Annotated in this window: 21 protein-coding genes; 6 read left to right on the top strand and 15 right to left on the bottom strand. The window is 75.4% G+C overall.

The features are described from left to right. The first annotated feature begins 89 nt into the window (after positions 1-89). Positions 90-755: an acyl-CoA-like ligand-binding transcription factor gene (locus tag JOD57_RS11410; protein WP_204692139.1), complete on the top strand. Its 666-nt coding sequence runs from the start codon at positions 90-92 to the stop codon at positions 753-755. A gap of 38 nt (positions 756-793) precedes the next feature. Here JOD57_RS11410 and JOD57_RS11415 read toward each other — a convergent pair whose 3' ends face one another. Further along, the gene (locus JOD57_RS11415; protein ID WP_204692140.1) at positions 794-1,999 is read right to left on the bottom strand and encodes a cysteine desulfurase-like protein; all 1,206 of its coding nucleotides are present in this window, start codon (positions 1,997-1,999) and stop codon (positions 794-796) included. Positions 2,000-2,403: 404 nt separating this feature from the next. Here JOD57_RS11415 and JOD57_RS11420 point away from each other — a divergent pair, with 404 nt between their 5' ends. Continuing rightward, the gene (locus JOD57_RS11420) at positions 2,404-2,868 is read left to right on the top strand and encodes an SRPBCC family protein (protein WP_204692141.1); all 465 of its coding nucleotides are present in this window, start codon (positions 2,404-2,406) and stop codon (positions 2,866-2,868) included. 52 nt (positions 2,869-2,920) lie between these two features. On the opposite strand, the gene JOD57_RS11425 is transcribed toward JOD57_RS11420, so the two are convergent. Continuing rightward, on the bottom strand, positions 2,921-3,868 hold the full coding sequence (locus JOD57_RS11425; RefSeq protein WP_204692142.1) for an oxidoreductase: 948 nt from the start codon (positions 3,866-3,868) through the stop codon (positions 2,921-2,923). A 262-nt stretch (positions 3,869-4,130) separates the two neighbouring features. On the opposite strand from JOD57_RS11425, the gene JOD57_RS11430 reads away from it, so the two are divergent. Beyond that, positions 4,131-5,045 carry an IS982 family transposase gene (locus tag JOD57_RS11430; protein WP_204692143.1) on the top strand — a complete coding sequence of 305 codons (915 nt, stop codon included), beginning with the start codon at positions 4,131-4,133 and terminating at the stop codon, positions 5,043-5,045. Between the two features lie 17 nt (positions 5,046-5,062). On the opposite strand, the gene JOD57_RS11435 is transcribed toward JOD57_RS11430, so the two are convergent. From JOD57_RS11435 to JOD57_RS11450, 4 genes are all read right to left on the bottom strand, one after another. Further along, positions 5,063-5,713: a MadR family response regulator transcription factor gene (locus JOD57_RS11435; protein WP_204692144.1), complete on the bottom strand. Its 651-nt coding sequence runs from the start codon at positions 5,711-5,713 to the stop codon at positions 5,063-5,065. Continuing rightward, the gene (locus tag JOD57_RS11440) at positions 5,706-6,491 is read right to left on the bottom strand and encodes a sensor histidine kinase (protein ID WP_204692145.1); all 786 of its coding nucleotides are present in this window, start codon (positions 6,489-6,491) and stop codon (positions 5,706-5,708) included. The genes JOD57_RS11435 and JOD57_RS11440 overlap by 8 nt, the downstream gene beginning before the upstream one ends. 304 nt (positions 6,492-6,795) lie before the next feature. Further along, complete coding sequence (locus tag JOD57_RS11445) at positions 6,796-7,014, bottom strand: hypothetical protein (protein WP_204692146.1); 219 nt, start codon at positions 7,012-7,014, stop codon at positions 6,796-6,798. A 35-nt stretch (positions 7,015-7,049) separates the two neighbouring features. Then, positions 7,050-8,492: a bifunctional 3-(3-hydroxy-phenyl)propionate/3-hydroxycinnamic acid hydroxylase gene (locus JOD57_RS11450; protein WP_204692147.1), complete on the bottom strand. Its 1,443-nt coding sequence runs from the start codon at positions 8,490-8,492 to the stop codon at positions 7,050-7,052. Positions 8,493-8,692: 200 nt separating this feature from the next. Between JOD57_RS11450 and JOD57_RS11455 the strand changes: the two genes are divergently transcribed. Continuing rightward, positions 8,693-9,820, top strand: a complete 1,128-nt coding sequence (locus tag JOD57_RS11455) for an NDMA-dependent alcohol dehydrogenase (protein ID WP_204692148.1) — start codon at positions 8,693-8,695, stop codon at positions 9,818-9,820. Positions 9,821-9,867: 47 nt separating this feature from the next. Here the strand turns inward: JOD57_RS11455 and JOD57_RS11460 are convergent, their stop codons facing one another. Further along, positions 9,868-11,565 carry an AMP-binding protein gene (locus tag JOD57_RS11460; protein ID WP_204692149.1) on the bottom strand — a complete coding sequence of 566 codons (1,698 nt, stop codon included), beginning with the start codon at positions 11,563-11,565 and terminating at the stop codon, positions 9,868-9,870. 173 nt (positions 11,566-11,738) lie between these two features. Here JOD57_RS11460 and JOD57_RS11465 point away from each other — a divergent pair, with 173 nt between their 5' ends. After that, the gene (locus JOD57_RS11465; protein ID WP_307824619.1) at positions 11,739-12,596 is read left to right on the top strand and encodes a LuxR C-terminal-related transcriptional regulator; all 858 of its coding nucleotides are present in this window, start codon (positions 11,739-11,741) and stop codon (positions 12,594-12,596) included. Positions 12,597-12,668: 72 nt separating this feature from the next. On the opposite strand, the gene JOD57_RS11470 is transcribed toward JOD57_RS11465, so the two are convergent. The 7 genes from JOD57_RS11470 to JOD57_RS11500 all read right to left on the bottom strand — a co-directional run bounded on the left by JOD57_RS11470 (position 12,669) and on the right by JOD57_RS11500 (position 20,972). Further along, the gene (locus tag JOD57_RS11470; RefSeq protein WP_204692151.1) at positions 12,669-14,540 is read right to left on the bottom strand and encodes an AAA family ATPase; all 1,872 of its coding nucleotides are present in this window, start codon (positions 14,538-14,540) and stop codon (positions 12,669-12,671) included. A 76-nt stretch (positions 14,541-14,616) separates the two neighbouring features. After that, positions 14,617-15,756, bottom strand: coding sequence for an NDMA-dependent alcohol dehydrogenase (locus JOD57_RS11475; RefSeq protein WP_204692152.1), 1,140 nt, complete (start codon positions 15,754-15,756; stop codon positions 14,617-14,619). A gap of 141 nt (positions 15,757-15,897) precedes the next feature. Next, a complete protein-coding gene (locus JOD57_RS11480; RefSeq protein WP_307824620.1) occupies positions 15,898-16,470 on the bottom strand; it encodes an MOSC domain-containing protein in 573 nt (190 codons plus the stop codon). Next, positions 16,467-17,588 carry an XdhC family protein gene (locus tag JOD57_RS11485; protein ID WP_204692153.1) on the bottom strand — a complete coding sequence of 374 codons (1,122 nt, stop codon included), beginning with the start codon at positions 17,586-17,588 and terminating at the stop codon, positions 16,467-16,469. Before JOD57_RS11485 ends, JOD57_RS11480 begins: the two co-directional genes overlap by 4 nt. A gap of 83 nt (positions 17,589-17,671) precedes the next feature. Beyond that, positions 17,672-18,754 carry a vWA domain-containing protein gene (locus JOD57_RS11490; protein WP_307824621.1) on the bottom strand — a complete coding sequence of 361 codons (1,083 nt, stop codon included), beginning with the start codon at positions 18,752-18,754 and terminating at the stop codon, positions 17,672-17,674. Positions 18,755-18,842: 88 nt separating this feature from the next. Beyond that, complete coding sequence (locus tag JOD57_RS11495) at positions 18,843-19,757, bottom strand: AAA family ATPase (RefSeq protein WP_307824622.1); 915 nt, start codon at positions 19,755-19,757, stop codon at positions 18,843-18,845. Between the two features lie 180 nt (positions 19,758-19,937). Next, on the bottom strand, positions 19,938-20,972 hold the full coding sequence (locus JOD57_RS11500; protein ID WP_204692155.1) for a PRC and DUF2382 domain-containing protein: 1,035 nt from the start codon (positions 20,970-20,972) through the stop codon (positions 19,938-19,940). Between the two features lie 369 nt (positions 20,973-21,341). On the opposite strand from JOD57_RS11500, the gene JOD57_RS11505 reads away from it, so the two are divergent. Then, positions 21,342-22,121, top strand: coding sequence for a DUF3097 domain-containing protein (locus JOD57_RS11505; RefSeq protein WP_307824623.1), 780 nt, complete (start codon positions 21,342-21,344; stop codon positions 22,119-22,121). 82 nt (positions 22,122-22,203) lie between these two features. On the opposite strand, the gene JOD57_RS11510 is transcribed toward JOD57_RS11505, so the two are convergent. Further along, positions 22,204-23,043: an aldo/keto reductase gene (locus JOD57_RS11510; RefSeq protein ID WP_204692157.1), complete on the bottom strand. Its 840-nt coding sequence runs from the start codon at positions 23,041-23,043 to the stop codon at positions 22,204-22,206. Positions 23,044-23,107: the final 64 nt, after the last annotated feature.

Genomic DNA, 23,107 nt, shown 5'->3' on the forward strand with positions numbered 1-23,107 from the left:
GACACCCGGTGCCACCGGCAAGCGCGTCCCCGCGACCCGCCCGGTGCGACGGCACCGACCTGTCCGACCGGGTGGGCCAGGATGGGGACGTGAGCACGTCGACCCTCCCCGCCGTCCCCGGGGACGGTCACGGGACCGTCCCGGACACCGCCCGGCCCCTCCCCCGGGCGCTCGGCGGTGTCCGCGCGGGGACCCGGGCGCGGATCGAGCAGGCGGCCCTGGAGCTGTTCACCGCCGCGGGGTTCGAGCAGGTGACGATCGAGGACATCGCCGCGGCCGCGGGCACCAGCCGGCGCACGTTCTTCCGGCAGGTGGGCAGCAAGGCCGACGCCGTTTGGGGGGACTTCGCCGGCCACGTGGCCCGGCTGGCCGGCCTGCTCGCCGCGGCCGGCGACGACGTCCCGGTGCTGCCCGCCGTCTTCGGCGCCTACGTCGAGGTCAACGACTACGCCGCGGCCGACCTGCCGGTGCTCCGCCAGCGGATGCGGCTGATCCTCACCGAGCCGGCGCTGCTGGCCCACTCGCAGGTCCGCTGCGCCGACGTCGACCGCGTGGTGGCCGGGTACGTGGCCCGCCGCTGCGGCGAGGACCCGGCGGCGCTGCTCCCCCGGCTGGTCGCCACCGCCACCCGCGCGGCGGCGACCACGGCGTTCGAGGTGTGGCTCGGCGACCAGCGCGCCGACCTGTCCGACGCCCTGCGGACGGCGTTCGGCCAGCTCGCGGAGGGCTTCCCGCAGCTGCGCGCCCGGGACTGACGCGCCGCCGGTCCGCCCTCCCGCCCCGGCCGGCCGGTTCAGACCGCCCGCAGGCCCTCGAGCAGCCGGTCGACGTCGTCGTCGTCGGTGTAGGGCGCCAGGCCGACGCGCAGCCCGCCGGCGTCCCCCAGTCCCAGCCGCCGGGACGCCTCGATGGCGTAGAAGTTGCTCGCCGGCGCGTTGACGCCGCGCCCGGCCAGCGCCCGCGACACCTCGGCGGCGGGGCGGTCGGCCCAGGTGAGCAGCAGCGTCGGCGTGCGGTGCCGGGCGCGCGACCACAGCGTGACGCCGGGCAGCTCCGCGACGGCGTCCTCCACCCGTTCGCGCAGCCGGTCCTCGTGCGCCTCGACGGCGGCCATGCCCGCGACCAGCCGGGCGCGCCGGTCACCGTCGGCGCCGCCGAGCGAAGCCAGGTACTCCACCGCCGCGGTGGTGCCGGCCAGCAGCTCGTAGGGCAGCGTGCCGAGCTCGAACCGCTCGGGGACGGCGTCGGTGGAGGGCAGCAGCTTGTCCGGGTGCAGCGTCTCGAGCAGGGACGGCGCGGCGACGACGCAGCCCAGGTGGGGGCCGAGGAACTTGTAGGGCGAGCAGGCGTAGAGGTCGGCGCCGAGGGCGGCGACGTCGACCGCCGCGTGCGCGGTGAGGTGCACCCCGTCGACGTAGGCGAGCGCCCCGGCGTCGTGGGCGAGCGCGGTGATCGCGGCGACGTCGGGGCGGGTGCCGATGAGGTTCGAGGCGCCGGTGACGGCGACCAGGCGGGTGCGCCCGGACAGCACGGCGGCGACGGCCTCGGGCGTCAGCTCGCCGGTGCCGGGGTCGAGGTCGGCCCAGCGGACGGTGGCCCCGCGCGCCGCGGCCGCCTGCACCCAGGGCCGCACGTTGGCGTCGTGGTCCAGGCGGGTGACCACGACCTCGTCGTCCGGGCCCCAGCCGGCGGCGAGCGCGCGGGAGAGGTCGTAGGTCAGCGCGGTCATGGAGCGGCCGAACACCACGCCGCCGGGGTCGCCGCCCACCAGGTCGGCGACCGCGGCCCGCGCGGCGACGACGACCGCGTCGGCGTGGCGCTCGGCGGCGGTGACCTGCCCGCGGTTGGCGATGGGCGCGGTGAGGGTGGCCGCCACCGCCTCGGCGACCTGGCGTGGCACCTGCGAGCCGCCCGGCCCGTCGAAGTGCGCGGCGCCGGCGCGCAGGGCCGGGAAGTCGGCGCGGACGGCAGCGACGTCGTAGGTGGTGGCAGCAGTCACTCCCGCAGCATGCCCGGCGTCGTCGTCGCCGTCGCAGCCCCTCCCTCCCGGACGAGATCGCCGATCTCGTCCGCTCCGGCGCCCGCAGCCGCACGAGATCGGCGATCTCGTCCGGCACGGACGGGCGTCCGCGCCCACTGGCCGGTCGGGCAGGTGCACCTGGCCGGACGGCCCGACCTCCACCTCCGGTCGGCCGGTTCCTCCCCCTGACCCCTGCCGCCGGTGTGACCCGATCTGGCTGACCCCCGAGCCGCGGTGCTCGTGGGCGCTGGGCGGCTGCGACCTGCCCGCCTACGCCGAGTACTGCGACCGCGTGGAGGTCATCCGCGACCACAGCGGCCTGGAGAGCTGGGCCACCGACGTGGTCACCCGCGCCTCCGCCCGGTGACGGGCAGACTGCACCGGTGACCGACCTGACGTTCTCGGACTCCGTCGTCGTCGCCGTCCCGGCCGAGGAGCTCTACGACCTGGTCAGCGACGTGACCCGCACCGGCGAGTGGAGCCCGGTCTGCGTCGCGGCCTGGTGGGACGAGGGCGCCACGGGTGCGGTCGGCGACTGGTTCACCGGCCGCAACGTCACGCCGGAGCGCACGTGGGAGACCCGCAGCCGGGTGGTCGTGGCCGACCGCGGCCGCGAGTTCGCCTGGGCCGTCGGCGGCTCACGGGCCCGGTGGGGCTACGCGCTCGAGCCGGCCGACGGTGGCACGCGGCTCACCGAGTCGTGGGCGTTCCTCCCCGACGGGCTGGCGTTCATGGCCGAGCGCTACGGCGCGGACGCGCAGCAGCAGATCGAGCTGCGCACCCGCGCCGCGCACGAGGGCGTCCCGGCCACCCTCGCCGCCATCAGGCGCATCGCCGAGGGCAGCTGAACCGCGTCGCCACCGCCGGCAGGGCGACGTCGCGCCGCCACCCGGCGTGCGGTCATCCCCGGCGGCCGCCCCACGCGGGCCCGCCGCCGGGGGGCGGGGCGGGTCCCCCCATGCCGGCGATGCGGTCCAGGTCCTCGATGTCGGCGGGGCCGAGCTCGACCTCGCCCGCCGCGAACAGCTCCTCCAGCTGCGCGACCGAGGTCGCACCGGGGATGACCAGCACGTTGGGGGCACGGGCGAGCAGCCACGCGACGGCCACCTGGACCGGGCTCGCCCCCACCCGCCCGGCGACGGTCTCCAGGACCGCCGACTGCGGCGGCGTCATCTCGCCGACGGGGAAGAACGACGTGTAGGAGACCCCCTCCAGCGCCGTGTAGGCGATCCCGTCCCGGGCCAGGTCCTCGACCAGGCGGTCGTCGGTGCGGTGGATCAGGTTGTAGTGGTTCTGCACGCAGGCCAGCGGCGCGATGGCACGCGCCTCGGCCACCTGCCGGCTGGTGGTGTGGGTGACCCCGAGCCGGTGGACGAGACCCTGCTGCTGCAGCCGCGCCAGCGCCTCGAACGGCTCGGCGAGGGAGCGTTCCGCCGGCTCGCTCAGGCCGGGCATCCGCAGCGTGGCGACGTGCAGCGCGTCCAGCCCGAGGTGCTCCAGGTCCTCCTCCACCGACCGGCGCAGCTCCGCGGGTGTCAGCGCCTCCTGCCACGCCCCCTCCGGTGTCCGGCGGGCACCCACCCGGGTGACGATGACCAGGTCCTCGGGATAGGGGTGCAACGCCTCCCGGATCAGGTCGTTCACGACGTGCGGGCCGTAGAGGCCGCTGGTGTCGATGTGGTCGACCCCCAGCTCGACGGCCCGGCGCAGGACGGCCAGCGCCGCCTCACGGTCGGCCGGGGGACCCAGCACCCGGGGTCCGGTGAGCTTCATGCCGCTGTAGCCCAGGCGGTGCACCACCCGGTCGCCGAGGATGACCTGTCCGGAGTCCGCCACGGTGGTCGTCATGCCGGGACAAGCTAGAGCCGGGCAGCCTCCGGTCGAGGCCAGGCAGCCTCCGCACGACACGTCCGGCCCGGCTCCCGGCGCGGCCTCACGGGTCGTGGTCCGGTTACACCGTGTCGTGCGCGTGTCGCCACGCGCGACCGGGCGTGTCACCACGCGCGACTAGATGACTGATTCCAAGGGGGCCGGGCTCAAGCCCGTGTGATCACAGGCGAGGGTGCTCAGGCTTGGCGTTGCTAACCCAACGTCGAGCCGGGAGGCCCTCGTGGACGCCGACCTGGACACCCTCGCGACGGCACTGTATGCCCGCACTGACGATCTGCTGAAGGCCGCGCCGGAGCGGCTGCCCTGGCGACCGGCGAGCGGCATCGCCCCCCGGATCAGTGATGCCGAGCTGGTGACCCTGGCGGTGCTGCAGGCGCTGCTCGGGTTCACCAGCGAGGCGCGCTGGCTGCGGTTCGCCGGCGAGCAACTGCACCCGCTGTTTTCCTACCTGCCCCAGCAGCCCGGCTACAACAAGCGGCTGCGCCGCCTCGCCGGCACCGTGATCTGGCTGATCCGCGCCCTGGCCACCGACACCAGCCTGTGGGCCGACGACGTATGGGTGATCGACTCCACGCCCATCGAATGCGCCCGCTCCCGGGAAGCAGTGCGCCGCTCGGAGCTGGCCGGCTGGGCCGAGTACGGCTACTGCGCCAGCCACACCCGCTACTTCTGGGGACTGCGGCTGCACCTGATCGCCACCCTGCAGGGACTACCGGTCGCCTTCGCCATCTCCGGCGCCAAGGCCGATGAGCGCCAGGTGCTGCTCGACCTGCTCGGTGCCGACCCCGCCCTCGTCTGGAGTCATCCCGGCCAGATCCTCATCACCGACAAGCACTACTACGGCCGCCGCTTCGAGGCCGAGCTGACCGACGCCGGCCTGATCCTGCTGCGCCGCCCCCGCCACGGAGAACCCGACCGGCCCGGTGCCTCGGTGTTCAAACCGCTGCGCCAGACCATCGAGTCGGTCTTCGACACCCTCAAAGGCCAACTCGACCTGGAACGGCACGGCGGCCACACCCCGGCTGGTGTGCTGATCCGGGTGCTCCAGCGCCTGCTCGCCTTGACCGCAGCGATCTGGCACAACGACCACATCGGCCAACCCGTCCGCCGATCGCTACTCGCCTACGACCACTGACCCTTGGAATCAGTCATCTAGATGAGGCCGAGCTTCGACCCGGCGTAGACCGCCTCGGCGCGCCGGGAGACGGCGAGCTTGCGCATGAGGTTGGTGACGTGGAACTTCGCCGTCGTCGCCGAGATGTAGAGCTCCCGGCCGATCGCCTCGTTGGACAGCCCCCGGGCCAGCAGCGCCAGCACCTCGCGCTCGCGGCCGGTGAGGTCCGGGGACGACGGCGAGGGCGGCGGCGGGGCGGCCAGCGACCGGACCACCATCGCGGCGCTGTGGCTGTCGAAGGCGCTCTCCCTGCGGCGCACCGCGCGGATGGCGGCGACCAGCGCGACGGCGTCGACGTCCTTGAGCACGTAGCCGCGGGCGCCGCGCTGGATGGCCTCGAGCACCAGCCGCTCGTCGAGGAACGTCGTCACCACCAGGACGCCGGGCGCCGGCGTGCGGGCGGTGAGCTCGCCGCACAGGGCGAGCCCGGTGACGTCGGAGCCGGCCGAGAGCTCGAGGTCGAGCAGCACGATGTGCGGCCGGGCCGCGGCGACCAGGTCGAGGGCGCCGGCGGCGGTGCTGGCCTCGCCGACCACCTCGATGTCCGGCTCGCGCTCCAGGATCGAGCGCAGCCCCTGCCGGACGATGGCGTGGTCGTCGACGATCACCAGCCGGATCGGGTCAGTCACCGGTCTCCTCGGGGGTCAGGGGCAGCCGGACCTCCACCCGCACCCCGCCCAGGCGGGCACGGGTGAAGCGCAGCGTGGCGCCGAGCTCGCGGCAGCGGGAGGCGATGTTGAGCAGCCCGCGGTGGTGGCCGTCGTCCCGGCCGGCCGCGGCCCGCAGCGCGCGGCGCAGCGTCTCGGGGTCGCCGGCGCCGTCGTCGGCGACCGACAGCCGCAGCCCGTCGGGGCGGTAGCCCAGCCGGACGACGGCGCGGCCGGCCCGCGCGTGCCGAGCGGTGGTGGACAGGCACTCCGAGGCGATCCGGAACAGCTGGTGCTCGGCGTCGGGGGGCAGCACCCGCGGCCGACCCTCGACGCGGACGGCGAGCGCCAGCCCCGGCACGGTCGGCAGGCGGTCCAGCAGCCCCGGCAGCCCCGGTTCCGGGACGTCGGACGCGTGCACCGAGAGCGCGTGGATGGCCCCGCGCAGCCGCTCGACGGCCTCGCGGGTGAGCGCCTTGGCGTGGCCGAGCCGCTCGTGCACCTCCGCGTGGTGGGCCACCTCCGGCCGGCACCACTCGATGGTCATCCCGGCCGAGAGGACGTGCTGGGCCACGCTGTCGTGCAGCTCGCGGGCGATGCGGTGCCGCTCGGCGTCCACCGCCTCGCGCTGGGCGGCGACGTCGAGACGGTGCTCGGCCTCGGCAGCCGGTCCGGCCGCGGGCTCGGCGCGAGGCCGCAGCTCCCGGGTCGGCGGGATGCCGGCCACGGACGGGCCGGCCTGCAGCGGGACGGCGGTCACCGCGGCGGGGAGGACGGCGGGACGGGCAGGCGGGTGTCCGCGGGATCGCGGGAGTCTGCGGGCACGACGACCTCCGGGGGCGCGAGCGGCCCGCCCACGATAGCCGGAGTCGTGATGCCCGTCACACAATCGCGTGCGACGGACACGCACGCCCGCGGGAGTGCACCAGGCACCCCCGGGGGCGTGCCCGCCGGGCGACCCCCTGCAGGGGCGCGCCGCGAGCGTGCCAGCGGTGGGGGGCGGGGCGGCCCCGTCCCGGGTCCCGCCCTGAGCCTGCGGAGGGTGGGGAGGACGGGGTCCTTCCTCAGCGGCCGAGGACGCCGCCCAGCGCGCCGCCGATGCCGCCACCACCGCCGCCGAGCATCTTGACGAGGTCCATCGGGTTCAGGCCGAGCTTCTGCAGGATCCCGGCGTGCTCGTCGGTGTCCACCTGGCCGGGCAGCTCCTGGTCGGCCTGCTGCGCCTTGGCGTCGTCACCCTGGGAGCGCAGGAGCTCGAGGATCTGGTTCTTGTCGATCTGCATGTCCGACCCCTACCCGGCTCCCGGCCGCCGATGCGTCAGGAGGCCGACCGGACGACCCGGTCCGGCCGCACGGCGACCGTCGTCGCGCGGCCGGCCCGCAGCCAGGCCGTGAGCACACCGTCGACGTCGTCGACCTCGGTCCGCCGCCCGCCGGCCTCGACGGCCAGGACGCCGCCGCCCGCGGTGAGCACCGCGGGACCGGCGCCGAGGACGTCGTCGAGGCGGCACTCCCGCCCGCCGGCGCGCACCCGCGCCCGCGGCACGAGGGTGCCGGCCAGCCGGCGGCCGGGCCGGCCGCGCCGGTCCACCAGCGGCCCGCCCCGCAGCGCCGGCGTCCGGCTGTCGGTGGCGTAGGCGGCCAGCGCCGGCACCCGGCCGACCGCGGTGAGCACCGCGCGGCGGACCGGCGCGGCGGCCGCTCCCCCACCGGTCATCAGCCGCCCGACCAGCGCCGCCAGCCGGACCAGCGCCCGCGCGTGCGGCTCGCGCTCGGCCTGGTGGCTGTCGAGCAGCTCCTCGCCGGCCGTCCCCCCGACGACGGCGGCGAGCTTCCAGGCGAGCTGGTGCACGTCGCGCAGACCGAGTCCCAGGCCCTGGCCGACGAACGGCGGGGTCAGGTGCGCGGCGTCGCCGGCCAGCAGCACCCGCCCGCGGCGCCAGCGGTCGGCGACCTGCGCGCGGTAGACGTACTCAGCGGCCCGGACCACCTCGGCGTCCTGTGCACCGAAGGGCGCCAGCAGGGCGTGCAGCGTCGCGGACCGGGTGAGGTCGGCCGCGGTCTCCCCCGGGCGCAGTCGCGCCTCGACGCGGTACCGGTCGCCGGTGACGGGCATGAACGTGGCCGCGCGGGCGGGGTCGCAGACCTGGTGCACGCCCGGCCACACCGGCAGCGGCGCCGGCGAGCGCAGGTCCACCACCAGCCACCGGTCGGGCCGGCCGAGGTCGCGCATCCGCGTCCCGAGCAGGCCGCGGACGGTGCTGTGCGCGCCGTCGCAGCCGAGCACCGCCGAGGCGACGACGTCCCGGCGCCGGCCGCCGTCCCGCACCTCCACCGTGACGGACCGGTCCGCCGCGGCCAGCCCGACCACCTCGGCACCCCGGCGCACCGTGATGGCGGGCGCCCGCTCGACGGCGGCGCCCAGCAGCTCCTCGAGGTCGGGCTGGTGGAACATCGACGCCTGCGGCCAGCCGTGCCGGCCCGCGTCCGGCTCCCGGCGGAACTCGGCCAGCGTCCGGTGGCCGGCGTCGAGCAGCCGCAGCCCCGCCGCGGGCCGGCTCAGCGCGAGGAAGCCGTCCGCGACGCCGGCGTCGGCCAGCGCCCGCAGCGCCTCGTCGTCCAGGTGGACCGCACGGGGCAGGTCGGAGGGCCGGGGGCGGCGGTCCAGCAGCACGACCTCGAGGCCGTGCCGGGCCAGCAGCAGGGCCGCGGTGGTGCCGACCGGGCCGGCGCCGACCACGACCACCGGAGCCCCCGACATGCCGCCCAGTGTCGCGGACCGCGGGCCGGGCCGGCCCCACCGGCGCCCACCTGACGCTGACCACCTGCCACCCCGGCCGCTGGGCACCACCGCTGCCGCGGACTTGACGGGGGTTGCGGCCCGCCACAGTCTGTGGCCCGGCGCACAGTCCGTGCGCCGTGACCCCGCCGACGAGGGCGGGGCGGACGGAGGGACGAGGGTTGAAGACCAAGGGCGCGATCCTGTGGGGTGTCGGCGAGGAGTGGTCGGTCGAGGAGATCGAGCTGGGTGACCCCCGTGAGGGCGAGGTCCAGGTCCAGCTGGCCGCCTCCGGGCTCTGCCACAGCGACGAGCACCTGGTCAACGGCGCCACGCCGGTCGCGTTCTACCCGGTCATCGGCGGGCACGAGGGCTCCGGCGTGGTCACCAAGGTGGGGCCCGGCGTCACCGGGCTGCAGGAGGGCGACCACGTCGTCACCGCCTTCATCCCCGCGTGCGGGCAGTGCCCGCCGTGCTCGAAGGGCATGCAGAACCTCTGCGACCTCGGCGCCAACCTGCTGGCCGGGACGGCCATCTCCGACGGCACCTACCGGGTGCAGGCGAAGGGCAAGGACGTCATCCCGATGTGCCTGCTCGGGACGTTCTCGCCCTACATGACCGTGCACCAGGCGTCGGTGGTGAAGATCGAGCCCGACATCCCGCTGGAGGTCGCGGCGCTGGTCGGCTGCGGTGTCACCACCGGCTGGGGCTCGGCCACCAAGGTCGCCGACGTGCGGCCCGGGGAGAACGTCGTCGTCATGGGCGCCGGCGGGGTCGGCATGAACGCCGTCCAGGGCGCGGCCGCGGCCGGCGCCAAGCGGGTCATGGTGATCGAGCCGGTGGCGCGCAAGCGCGAGTGGGCCATGGACCTCGGCGCCACGCACGTCTTCGAGAACGCCGAGGAGGCCACCGAGAAGGTCAACGAGCTGACCTGGGGCCGGATGGCGGACAAGACGATCATCACCGTCGGGGACATCCAGGGCGAGGACATCCAGACCGCGCTGAGCCTGACCGGCAAGGGCGGCCGCGCCGTCGTCACCGGCATGGGCAACGCGGCCAACACCGACGTCAAGCTCAGCCTGTTCGAGCTCACGCTGCTGCAGAAGGACCTGCAGGGCGCCATCTTCGGCGGCCTGGCCCCGCGGGCGGCGATCCCCGAGCTGCTCGCGCTCTACCAGGAGGGTCAGCTCAAGCTCGACGACCTGGTGACCACCCGGTACTCGCTCGAGGACATCAACCAGGGCTACGAGGACATGCGCGACGGCAAGAACATCCGCGGGATGGTCGTCTACACCGACGCCGACCGCTGAGCCGCCGCCCCGTGCCCGCCGGCGCTCCCGGCGGGCAGGGGGCCGCTTCAGCCGCGCAGCTCGGGGAAGTCGGTGTCGGCGTAGTCGGTGCCGGTGCCCTGCGGCGCCGCGTGCTCCTCGCGCTGCCGCAGCTCGACGCGGCGGATCTTGCCCGAGATGGTCTTCGGCAGCTCCGCGAACTCCACCCGGCGCACCCGCAGGTAGGGCGCCAGCCGCTCGCGCGCGTGCCGCAGCACCGCCAGCGCCGTCTCGGGGCCCGGCTCCCAGCCCGGCGCCAGGGTGACGTAGGCCTTGGGGACGGCCGCGCGCACGGGGTCGGGCACCGGGACGACGGCGGCCTCGACCACCGCCGGGTGCTCGATCAGCACGCTCTCCAGCTCGAACGGGCTGATCTTGTAGTCGCTGGCCTTGAAGACGTCGTCGGTGCGCCCGACGTAGGTGATGTACCCGTCGGCGTCCCGGGTCGCGACGTCCCCGGTGTGGTAGTAGCCGCCGGCCATGGCATCCGCCGCCCGCTCGGGGTCGCCCTGGTAGCCGGTCATGAGGCCCACGGGCCGCTGCGAGAGGTCCAGGCAGATCTCGCCGTCGTCCCCCGGCTGCCCGGTGATCGGGTCGACGAGCACCACCGGCACGCCCGGCAGCGGGCGGCCCATGGAGCCCGGCCGCACCTGTGCCCCGGGCGGGTTGCCCACCGAGGCGGTCGTCTCGGTCTGGCCGTAGCCGTCGCGCAGGACCAGTCCCCAGCGCCGGCGCACCTGCTCGATGACCTCGGGGTTGAGCGGCTCACCGGCGGCGATGACCTCGCGCAGGTCGCCCGGGCCGGCGGACAGGTCGGCCTGGATGAGCATCCGCCAGACGGTCGGCGGGGCGCAGAAGGTGGTGATCCCCGCGCTGCGGATCCGCTCGAGCATGACCGCGGGGTCGAAACGCCGGTAGTTGGCGAGGTAGACGGTCGCCTCGGCCGCCCACGGGGCGAAGAAGCAGCTCCACGCGTGCTTGGCCCAGCCGGGCGAGCTGATGTTGAGGTGCACGTCGCCGGGCTGCAGGCCCAGCCAGTACATCGTGGACAGGTGGCCGACCGGGTAGCTGACCTGGGTGTGCTCGACCAGCTTGGGCCGGCTGGTGGTCCCACTGGTGAAGTACAGGAGCAGCGGGTCGCCGGGCTCGGTGCCGGGGTGGCCCAGCGGCCGGTCCGGGGCGCCGGCCGCGTCGGCGTAGGGCGCCCAGCCGGCGGGCTCGCCACCCACGGCGATCCGGCCGTAGTCGCCGGGGACGGCGTCGAACTTCGCGGCCTCGGCGGCGTCGGCGACGACGTGCCGGGCGCCGGTGCGGCCGATGCGGTCGGCGAGGTCGGCGGGCGGGAGGGCGGTCGTCGTCGGCATGATGACCGCGCCGAGCTTCATGACGGCGAGCATCGACTCCCACAGCTCGACCCGGTTGCCGAGCATGAGGACGACCCGGTCGCCGCGCCGCACCCCGCGCTCGCGCAACCACGCGGCCACCTGGTCGGAGCGGCGGGACAGCTCGGCGAAGGACCACCGGCCCGTGCTGCCGTCGTCCTCGGAGATCACCAGCCCGGGCCGCTCGACGCCGCGGGCGACCTCGTCGAACCAGTCGACCGCCCAGTTGAACGGCCCCTCGATCGTCGGCCAGCCGAACTCCGCGGCCGCCCGCACGGGGTCGCCGCGCAGGGCGAGCAGCTGGTCGCGGGCGGCGCGGTAGGCGGAGGTGGCAGGCCCGGGCATCACGGCCTCCTCGTCGTCGTCGGGGGTGCGTGCTGGGCATGGTCGGCCGGGCCTCCCGTCCGCCGCCACCCCCGATCGCGCCGGGCCCGCCGGCCGTCCTCCCGGGTCTGCCGACCACCCTCGCGACCTGCGCTAACGTGACCCGGGTCACCACCCCTCGGCGAGGAGGTCTCGTGCCGCTGCCGCCCGCCGCGCGTCCCGACGACCGCGACGCCCTGCGCGCCGCCGTCCGCGAGGTCCGCGCCACCTCCGGGATGAGCGTCGCCTTCGCCGGGCCGGTCGGGTCGGGCAGCTTCCGGATCGCCGAGCTGCTGGGCGGGCGCACCCGGTACCTGCGGGGACTGGAGGTGCGCGCCGGCGCGGGTCTGGGCGGCCGGGTGCTCAGTGAGGGCCGGGCGGCCGGCGTGGAGGACTACGGCCGCGCGCTCGACATCACCCACGACTACGACGGGCCGGTGCTGGCCGAGGGCCTGCGCACCGTGGCCGCCGTCCCCGTGCTGGTCGACGGCCGGCCGCGGGCGGTGCTGTACGCCGCCAGCCGCGAGGGCGGCTCGGTCGGCGATCGGGTGCGCGACGCGCTGGCCCGGGCGGCCTCGCGCATGGCCGCGGAGCTCGGCGTCCGCGACGAGGTCGACCGCCGGCTGGCGCTGATGGCCGCCGTCCCGTCCGGCCCGCCGGCGGCGGAGGACCCCGCCCGGTGGGAGGAGGTGCGCGCGGTGCACGCCGACCTGCGGCTGGCCGCCTCCGCCACCGACGACGCCGCCCTGCGCGACCGGCTGCTGTCCGCCTGCACCCGCCTGGCCGCTCTCGGCGCGGCGCAGGACGAGCCGGCGACGGTGCACCTGTCGGGCCGCGAGGTCGACGTGCTCACCCAGGTGGCGCTGGGCTGCAGCAACCGGGAGACCGCCGCGCGGCTGTCGCTGCGGCCGGAGACCGTGAAGAGCTACCTGGGCTCGGCGATGACCAAGCTCGACGCGCACACCCGCCTGGAGGCCGTCGTCCGCGCCCGGCGGCTGGGCCTGCTGCCGTAGCGGCCGTCGATCATCGGACTGTTGCCGCCGACACGCGCGGACACGCCGGTCGGGCGTGCACGCACCCGGTGATCAACCGAGCAGGCGGGTGAGCGCGGGGCCGAGGTCGCGCACCGTGCGCACCATCTGCGCCGTCCCGCCGCCGCGTCCGGCCAGCGACCGCGCGGCCTCCTCCGCCTCGGGCGTCGGGAGCGGGCAGAGCACGTGCAGCCGGTCGATGCCGCCGAGCGCGGACTCCGGCGGGTCGCCCGTGGTGTGCAGGCAGTCCGACAGCAGGACGACGACCCGCTCGTCGGCGACCTCGGCGGCCAGCTCGAGGCGGGCGGCGCGCAGGGCGGCGGCGAGGTCGGTCATCCCGTGGCCGCGCAGCCCCAGCAGGTGGGTGACGACGTCCTCGACGGCCCGCCGGTGGCCGGAGCGCTGCACGACGTCGACGTCCCGGCCGAAGGTGAGCAGGCTGGTCCGCAGCTTCTCGTCGCCGGTGAGGACGACGCCGGCCGCCGCGATCGCCGCGATCGCCACCCCGAGGCCGGTCATCGACCCCGACGTGTCGACGGCGAGGCAGACGGCGCGCCGGTGCCCGGTCCAGCGGCGGGTCACCAGGTCGCCGGGCTCGAGCGGGGTGCCCAGGTCCCACCGGTCGAGGGTGCGGTCGAGGTCGAGGTCGCCGTCGCCGCGGTGGTCGGGCACCAGCCGCCGGGTGCCGCGGGTGCGGGTCCGGCCCACCCGGCCGACCTGGACGAACACCCGCCCGGCCAGCCGCCGGGCCGCCGCGCGCAGCTCGCGGTCGGTGGCCGCGGCGAGGTCGGTGAGCAGGGCGGCCGCGGCGTCGGCGTCCTCGGCCATCAGCGCGGCGAAGGCCTCCTCGTCGAGCTCGCCGACCTCGGGGCTGACCTCCTCGAACGCCTCGTGCCGGGCGGCCATCTCGCGGCGGCTGGTCTGCCGCCGGCCGCCTCCGGAGCGCCGGTCGCGCCGCAGGGAGGACGGGGAGTCGGTGCCCGCCGGGGACTCCGGCGGGCCCTCACCTTTTCCCTGATCACCACCGCTCGAGGGATCGGCCGGGGGCTGCTCGTCGGGCGGTGGCGGTCCCGTCTCCGGCCACACGTCGTCGAGGATGTCGTCGATGACCGCCTCGGGGGTGCGCTCGACGCCCTCGGCGACGCGGATCCGGCCCGACAGCGCGGCGTACGCGGCGTCGCGGGCGGTCTCCCGGGCGCCGTCGGCCCCGAGACCGGACTGCCCGCGCACGTCGAGCAGGCCGCCCAGCAGCAGCACCAGGTCGGTGGCGCCGCGCACCGAGGAGCCCATGCGGACGTCGCGGTGCACCCGGGTGGCGCGCACCAGCCGGACGGCGAGCCCGATCAGCGACGGCGGCGCCCCGGTGACCGCGGCGACGATGGCCCGCTCCGCGTCGGCCTCCTGGTAGCCGAGCACCACCCGGCACATGCGGTCGGCGATCGCCTGCCCGACCCGGGCGGTGCCGATGGCGTCGAAGGGGTTCATCGCCGCGATGAGGCGGAACCCGGCCGCCGCCCGCACGTGGCCCAGCCGCGGGACGGTGATCTCGCCCTCGGTGAGCACCGTGATGAGGACGTTGAGCGTCTCCTCGGGGATCCGGTTGAGCTCCTCGAGGTAGAGCAGCCCGTGCCCGCGCATCGCCGTCAGCAGCGGCCCGTCGGTGAAGCTGGCGGGCACGTAGCCCTCGGCCAGGACGGCGGCCGGGTCGTACTGGCCGATCAGCCGGGCCGGCGTGAGCTCGGCGTTGCCCTCGACGAAGACGACCTCCTGGCCGGCGTCGGCGGCGATCGCGCGCAGCAGCGTCGACTTGCCCGTGCCCGGGGGCCCCTCGAGGACGACGTGCCGGTTGGTCCGCAGCGCGACGCTGAGCACCTCGCGCTCCCGCTGCAGCCCGATGACCGGGTGCGGCGCGGTCGGGTTCCCCACGCGACTCCTCCCTCGACGACGGACGGCGAGGTCTGCACACCGGCCCGTGGGGACCAGTGTGCAGACCTCGTGGAGGTCAGGCCGGGGCGCCCTCCAGCGGAGGGGTGTCGTAGACGATGACGCCGCGGATGTTCTTGCCGTTGACCAGGTCCTCGTACCCCTGGTTGACCTGGTCGAGGGTGTAGGTCTGGGTGATCAGCTCGTCCAGCTTGAGGTCCCCGGACCGGTACAGCTCGATCATCTTCGGGATGTCGTGGAACGGGTCGCCGGAACCGAACAGGCTGCCCTTCACCGTCTTCTCGAACAGCGTCAGCAGCGAGCTGCTGAGCTCGATGTTGTTCTTGGTCGGGTCGGCCAGGCCGGTGATGACCGCCGTGCCGCCCTTGCGGATGGTGTTCACCGCGTCGGTGACCACCTTCGCGTCGACGACGCCGACGGTGATGATCGCCTTGTCCGCGCCGACCCCGCGGGTCAGCTCCTGGACCAGCTCCTGGGCCTCCTCGGCGGTCTCGCAGCTGTGCGTGGCACCCAACTGCTCGGCGGCCTCCCGCTTGTTGGGCAGCGGGTCGACGGCCACGACGTTGCGCGCTCCGGCCAGCGCCGCGCCCTGCACGCTGTTGATGCCGATCCCGCCGATGCCGTAGATGACGATCGTGTCGCCGGGCTCGGTGGCCGCCGCGTGCACGGCCGAGCCCCAGCCCGTCGGGACGCCGCAGCCGATGAGCACGACCTTGTCCAGCGGCAGGTCGGGGTCGACCTTCACCGCGGAGTTCTCGCTGATGACGGCGCGCTCGGAGAAGGTGCCGAGCATGCACATGCCGCCGTAGTCGTTGCCGTCGGCGTCGTGGAAGCGGAAGGTCCCGTCCGGGAGGTTCCCGACGAGGATCGACGCGCCCATGTCGCAGAGGTTCGACTTGCCGGTGGAGCACCAGCGACAGTGGCCGCACACCGGCAGGAACGAGCAGACGACGTGGTCGCCGGGCTGCAGCCGGGTGACGCCCGGGCCCACCTTCTCGATGACCCCGGCGCCCTCGTGCCCGCCGACGATGGGGAACTGCGGGACGATGTCGCCGTGCCGCAGGTGCTCGTCGGAGTGGCACAGCCCCGCCGCGACGTAGCGGATGAGCACCTCGCCGGCCTTGGGCTCGTCGAGCTCGAGCTCGGTGATCTCGAACGGCTGCCCGGTGTCGCGCAGTACGGCTGCCCTGGTCTTCATCGACTCCTCCAGTCCCCGGCACCAGCCGTACCGGATCTGCTACGCGGATGCAGGCCGGTCGCGCGGCTCGTGGAGCACCTCGGCGGCCGGACCGCCATCGTCGGACGGCACTGTGACGCCGGCCACCCCCGGACGGGGGTGTCAGCGGCGGCGCGGGGCCGGCCGGACGGCCTCCCCCGCCCGGGCCGGGTCGAGCGGGGCGGCGCTGGTGAGCACGGCCGGTCCCAGCCGCAGCACGCCGTCGGACAGCGGCGCGCACCGGACGCCGCCGCGCCCGCGCATCCCCCGGTGCGCGCCAGGGGCCAGCACGGTGTCCAGCCAGGCGCACGGGTTGGCCGGGCGGCCGCCCCGCAGCACGACGGGGCCCTCGCCGCAGTCCAGGGCGAACACCTCGCCGCGCAGGGCCTCTACCTCGGCGCCGCGCAGGACGACGTTGCGCCGGGTGAGCAGCGGGTCGAGCGCGCCGCTGCCGAGCTCGGCGGCCAGCGCCTCGACCGACTCGGCGGCCAGCACGGTGACCGCGGCGTCGCGGTGGGCGGGCCGGCCGGCGTAGCGGTCACCCACGATGCCGTGGCCCGCGCGGACCCCGGCCCGCGTCACCCGGTCGCCGTCCTGGGGCGGGACTCCTCCACCCGGCCGCCCGTCGTAGCGGTGCACCGGCGAGACGAGCAGCCCCACGACCTCGACCCGGTACGAGTGGGGTCGCTCGCTCACCGCTCGGCGGTGCGGTGGATCGGGCCCCCGATCGCGGTCAGCCGCTCACCGCTGCCGCCCCAGCGCCCGGCGATGATCTCCGCGGCGATCGAGACGGCGGTCTCCTCGGGGGTGCGGGCACCGAGGTCCAGCCCGATCGGCGAGGACAGGCGGGCGAGCTCGTCGGGGGACAGCCCCGCCTCGCGCAGCCGGTCCAGCCGCTCCTCGTGCGTGCGCCGCGAGCCCATCGCCCCGACGTAGGCCACCGGCAGCCGCAGCGCGACCTCCAGCAGCGGGACGTCGAACTTCGGGTCGTGGGTGAGCACGCACAGCACGGTGCGCTCGTCGATGCGCCCGGCGTCGACCTCGGCCTGCAGGTAGCGGTGCGGCCACTCGACGACGACCTCGTGCGCGTCGGGGAAGCGGCGCGCGGTGGCGAACACCGGCCGGGCGTCGCACACGGTCACCCGGTAGCCGAGGAACGCCCCGACCCGGGCGACGGCGGCCGCGAAGTCGATGGCGCCGAAGACGACCATCCGCGCGGGCGGGGCGAAGGAGGAGACGAACAGGGTGAGCTCGTCGCCGCGCCGCTCGCCGTCGTGGCCGTAGGTCAGCGTCGCCGTCCGGCCGGCGGCGAGCATGCCGCGGGCGTCGTCGGCGACGGCGTCGTCCAGGCGCTGCAGGCCGAGGGTGCCGGAGCGCCGGTCGGGCCAGAGCACCAGCCGCCTGCCGATCCGGTCCTCCGGCCCGCGCACGCAGGTGACGACGGCGACCGGCTCGTGCCGGCCCACCGACTCGGCGATCTCGCCCAGCTCGGGGAACGACTCCCGCGACACCGGCTCGACGAACACGTCGAGGATCCCGCCGCAGGTCAGGCCGACGGCGAAGGCGTCGTCGTCGCTGACGCCGTACCGCTCGAGGGTGGGGACGCCGGTCTCGACGACGTCCTTGGCCTCCTCGTACACCGCCCCCTCGACGCAGCCGCCGGAGACGCTGCCCACCGCCGTCCCGTCGGGGCCGACCAGCATCGACGCCCCCGCCGGCCGCGGCGCCGAGCGCCAGGTGGCCACCACCGTCCCCATCCCGACCGTCTCGCCGGCCTGCCACCAGCCGACCAGGTCGTCCAAGACATCACGCACGTGGCTGCTCCTCCACCTCGACGTTCGGCCCTCCTGCAGGGGCCCGCCGCGAGCTCGCGAGCGGTGGGGGGCAGGAGGGTCCTTCATGCACCGGAGATCACCGCCGACAGCTCCTCGAAGGCCGCCAGGCTGTGCCCGGCGACGAACGCGTCCACCGAGGGCAGCGCGGCCTGCATCCCGCCGGTCAGCGGCTCGTAACCGGCCCGGCCCTTGTGCGGGTTGACCCAGACGACGGCGTGCGCGAGCCGGCGCAGCCGCGCCATCTGCTCGCGCAGCAGGTCGGGGCTGCCCCGCTCCCAGCCGTCGCTGCACACGACGACGACGGCGCCGCGGGCGGTGCCGCGCTGGCCCCAGCGGTCGAGGAAGGCCTTGAGCACCTCACCGAGGCGGGTGCCGCCGGACCAGTCGGGGATGGCCTGGCCGCTGGCGGCCAGCGCCCGGTCGGGGTCGCGCAGCCGCATCTCGCGGGTGACACGGGTGAGCCGGGTGCCCACGGTGAACACCTCGGTCGACGCCGGCCGGGCCCGCACCGCCGCGTGGGCGAAGCGCAGCAGCGCGTCGGCGTAGGGGGCCATCGACCCGGAGACGTCGACCAGCAGCACCACCCGCCGCGGCCGGGGCCGGGCCCGCCGGTGCAGCAGGCGGGTGACCTCGCCGCCGTCGCGCAGCGAGCGCCGCACGGTGCGGCCGGCGTGCACGGCGCCGTGCGGGCTGGGGCGCCGGCGCCGGGACAGGCGCATCGGCGACGCCGGGACCACCAGCGCGAACAGCCGGCGCAGGTGCTCGCGCTCGGCGGGGGTGAGGTCGGCGACGTCGCGGTGGCGCAGCACCTCATCGCCGCTGGCCTGCGCGGCCAGGTCGGGGGCGTCCTCGCCGTCCTCGCCGGTGCCGGCGCCGGCGTCCAGCGGCGCGGAGGTCGCCAGGGTCGGCGGCTTCTGCGCCACCGGGGTGGTCCGGCGGGGCGCCTCGCCGCCGAAGTACGCGGCGAAGGCGGCGTCGTAGCGGTCGAGGTCGTCGGGACCGGCGCACAGCGTCAGGCGCCCGGCCCAGTAGACGGCGCTCGCGTCGAGGACGTCGAGGGCCCCGGCCGCCGAGAGCATCGCCTCCACCCGGTCCGGCGAGGCGGCGACCCCGGCGGCGCGCAGCGTGCGGGCGAACCCCAGCACCGTGGCGACGACATCGCGACGTGCGGGAACGGCCCCGTCCGGAGGCTCACCCTGAGCTCGCGAGGGGTGAGAGGGACGGGGTCCTTCCTCAGCCGCCACCGAACAGCGCTCCCCGTGCCAGGGCGTGCACCCGGTCGGTGTCCTCGCGGTACTTGAGCACGGCGCCGAGCGTGCGGGCGGCGAGGTCGGGGTCGAGGTCGCGCGCGCCGAGGGTGTGCAGCGCGGTGGCCCAGTCCATCGCCTCGGCCACACCCGGGGGCTTGAGCAGGTCGAGGGTGCGCAGCTTCGCCGCCGCCCGGGCGACCTCGCGCGCCAGCCGCTCGGTCACCTCGGGCAGCCGGGTGCGCAGGATGGCGACCTCGCGGTCGAAGTCGGGGTGCTGCAGCCAGTGGTAGAGGCAGCGGCGCTTGAGCGCGTCGTGCACCTCGCGCGTGCGGTTGGAGGTCAGCACCACCAGCGGCGGGACCTCCGCGCGGACGGTGCCGAGCTCGGGGATGGAGATGGTGAAGTCGGAGAGCACCTCGAGCAGGAACGCCTCGAACTCGTCGTCGGCGCGGTCGACCTCGTCGACCAGCAGCACGCTCGGGGAGTCCTCCAGCGCCTGCAGCAGCGGCCGGGCGAGCAGGAAGCGGCGGTCGTAGAGCGAGGCCTCGAGGCTCGCGGTGTCCGCGGTGGCGTGCGCGGCCTCGGCGGCGCGCAGGTGCAGCAGCTGGCGGCCGAAGTCCCAGTCGTACAGCGCCTGGCTGGCCTCCAGGCCCTCGTAGCACTGCAGCCGGTAGATCGGGCGGCCGGTGACCCGGGCCAGCGCCTGGGCCAGCGCCGTCTTGCCGACACCGGCCTCGCCCTCGAGGAAAAGCGGGCGGCGCATCACCAGCGCCAGGTAGGCCGCGGTGGCCAGGCCCTCGTCGGGGAGGTAGCCGGTCGCCCGCAGCGCGGCGGCCAGGTCCTCGGGCCCTCCGGGGAACGCGTCGGTCGCGGAGGGCGACGCGGTGGTCTCGGTCACGCCGCCGAGCATCCCACCCGCGCGAGCAGCGGACACCGTCCGGCCGGGCAGGCGGCCGGAGGGCGACCGGGACCGCCCGGGTGGGCGAACGGCGGCCGGCCCGGGAGAGGTCTCCCCGGCCGGCCGCCGCCGGTGCGTGCTGCCCGGGTGGTGCTGCCGGGCGTCAGCCGTGGTGCTGTGTCAGCGGCCGATCTTGCCGTCGTTGTCGCGGTCCAGGGCGTCCTTGGCCTTCTGGACCAGACCGCGGTCGTCCTGACCCGTGGTCCCGGTGGTGGTCCCGGTGGTGGTGCCGGTGCCGGCGACGCCGGTCTGGCCGCCGTCGACCTCGATCTGCTCCTTGCGGACCTCACCGCTGACCGTCTCCTGCTCGGTGACGGTCTGGGTGTCGAGGCGGACGCGCTCGACCGGGGTGGCCTCCTTGGAGACGACGGGACGCTCGGCGTGCAGCGTGACCTCGTGCTCCTCCTCGGAGATGGCCGGGCCGTCCATGGCGTTGGGCATGTTGGCGTCGGTGATCGGCTCGCGCTCGACCCGGACCTCCTCGCGCGAGACCGGCACGGTCTGCGTCACGTTCTCCGAGACGACGTACTTGCGCAGCCGGGCCTTCCCGGCCTCGACGCGCTGGGTGCCGACCTGGAGGTGCTCCTCGGAGCGGGTCATCGCGTTGTCGGTCGTCGGGCCCGAGGTGTCGCGGCCGACGGTGCCACCCTGGACGTCGTCGTAGACGCCGTCGCCGTCGCGGTCCCGGCCGGTCGTGCCGGCCGTGCCCGCGGTGCCCGTGCCGGCCGTGCCCGCGGTGCCCGTGCCGGCCGTCGTCAGGTCCTGGTCGGTCCGGGTCTGGTCCGTGGCGTAGGTGCCGGCCTGGCCGGTGTCGGTGGTGGTCTGCGTGGTCGACTGCGTGCCGGTGCCCAGGCCGTAGTACCGGTACAGCTCCTGCTCCTCCTGCGGGGAGAGGTGGCCGTCGGTGTCGATCTTCGGGGCGTCCTTGACCTGGGCCTTGCTCACGCCCACGCGCAAGCCCTCGTTGGTCAGGTCGGCGTCACGCAGCGGTACGAAGGACTCCTTGGTGCCGAACAGGCCGGTGCGCACCGTGGCCCACTCCGGCTGACCGGTCTCGTCGTCGAGGTAGACCTCGGAGGCCGAGCCGATCTTCTCGCCCGACGCGTCGTAGACGTCCTGGCCGATCACACGGCTGATGGTGTCGGTGCCGATCATCGTCGTTTCTCGCTCCCATCTGAGCTCTGGTGGAACGGTCGGGTAGATGGGTGACCAGGCACGACGGACCGAAACGGCCGGAGTCGATCTTCCTTCGGACGGGGACGCCGCGTGACGGCCGTCACGCACGCCGGACGGCGACCGGCCGCGGCGGTCCGCCGGGGTGTCCCCGCAGGTCAGCAGCCCGTCCGCGGTGTCCGGGAGCACACCGGACCGCCCGCGACGAACGGTGACCCAGCGCGAGCACCACCTCGCCCGGGCGTGTCGCGTGCCACTCCCGGTCCCGTTCCCTCGGCGCGTCTCCCCGCCGGGCGCGCCGTCATCGGCTCTCCTGGGACCGTGCCGCCGCGTTCCCCCCATGACGACCTGGTGCACCCCCGCACGGTCAGGAAGCCGCCGACGCAGGTGGCCGCCGAGCGCGACCTCGTGGTCGAGGACCCGAGCTCCGGGTTCGTCGGTGCCGTGGTCCGCTGCGAGAAGGACGTCGTCCACCTCGAGGACCGGTTCGGGAAGGTGCGCGCCTACCCGCTCGGCCCCGGGTTCTGGGTCGACGGCCGGCCGGTGGTGCTCGTGCGCCCGACCCCGAGGGGCCCGGCGACGCCCACCCGCAGCGCGTCCGGCTCGACCTACGTGACCGGTGCCCGGGCGCGGGTGGCCCGCGAGGGGCGCATCTACGTCGAGGGCAAGCACGACGCCGAGCTGGTCGAGAAGGTCTGGGGCCACGACCTGCGCATCGAGGGCGTCGTCGTCGAGCCCCTGCACGGCGTCGACGACCTGCCGGGCATCGTCCGGGAGTTCCGCCCGTCCTCCGGGCGGCGGTTGGGCGTGCTGGTCGACCACCTGGTCACCGGCTCCAAGGAGTCCCGCATCGCCGGGCAGGTGACCGGCGACCACGCGCTCGTCGTCGGCCACCCGTTCATCGACATCTGGCAGGCCGTCAAGCCGTCGGTGGTCGGGATCCGCGAGTGGCCCACGGTGCCCAGGGGCGAGTCGTGGAAGGACGGTGTGTGCCGCCGGCTCGGCTGGGAGGACGACACCGGCTACGTCTGGGCCCAGCGCATCCTCGCCCGCGTGCGCACCTGGACCGACCTCGAGCCCGCCCTCATCGGCCGGGTGGAGGAGCTCATCGACTTCGTCACGACGGACTGAGCGCCACGACGATCACGGAGCCGTGACCACGGGGACGGCGGTCCCGGTGGTCACGGCTCCGTGATCGTCGCGAGGGGGTCCCTCAGCGCGGGACGTAGTCGAAGGTGTCCGGGTCCGGGCCGGTGCGCTCGCCGCGGTCCAGGCCGGTGATCGCGGCCATGTCGCCGGTGTCCAGCTCGAAGTCGAAGAGCGCGAAGTTCTCCTCGACCCGGCTGCGGGTCACCGACTTCGGGAAGACGACGTCGCCGCGCTGCACGTGCCAGCGGAGCACGACCTGCGCCGGCGTCCGGCCCAGCTTCTCGGCGATCGCGGTGATCGCCGGGTCGTCGAGCACCTTGCCCTGCGCGATCGGCGACCAGGCCTCGGTGACGATCTCGTGGTCGGCGTCGAAGGCGCGCAGCTCGTCGTTGGCGAGGTAGGGGTGCACCTCGATCTGGTTGACCGCCGGCCGCACCTCGGTCTCGCCGAACAGCCGCCGCAGGTGGTGGACCTGGAAGTTGGAGACGCCGATCGCCCGGCACCGGCCGGACCGGTAGATCTCCTCCATGGCCCTCCACGTCTCGACGTAGTCGACGTCGATGGTGGGCAGCGGCCAGTGGACGAGGAACAGGTCGAGCTGGTCGAGGCCGAGGTCGGCCAGCGTCTGGTCGAAGGCGCGCAGCGCGTCGTCTCGGCGGTGGAAGCCGTTGTTCAGCTTGCTCGTGACGAAGACCTCCGAGCGGTCGACGCCCGACTCGCGGACCGCCTGGCCGACCTCCTTCTCGTTGCCGTACATCTCGGCGGTGTCGATGTGCCGGTAGCCGACCTCGAGCGCGGTCCGGACGGCCGAGACGGTCTCCTCCGGCGGGATCTGGTAGACGCCGAAACCCAGCTGCGGGATCTCGACGCCGTTGTTCAGGGCGATGGTGGGCACGGATGCCACGGGGCCTCCTCCTGGGGTGGGCGGACGGCGGGCGGCGCGCCATCCGGTGGCGCGCGATCTCCCC

The sequence above is a fragment of the Geodermatophilus bullaregiensis genome, assembly GCF_016907675.1.
In the GTDB taxonomy this organism is placed as follows: domain Bacteria; phylum Actinomycetota; class Actinomycetes; order Mycobacteriales; family Geodermatophilaceae; genus Geodermatophilus; species Geodermatophilus bullaregiensis.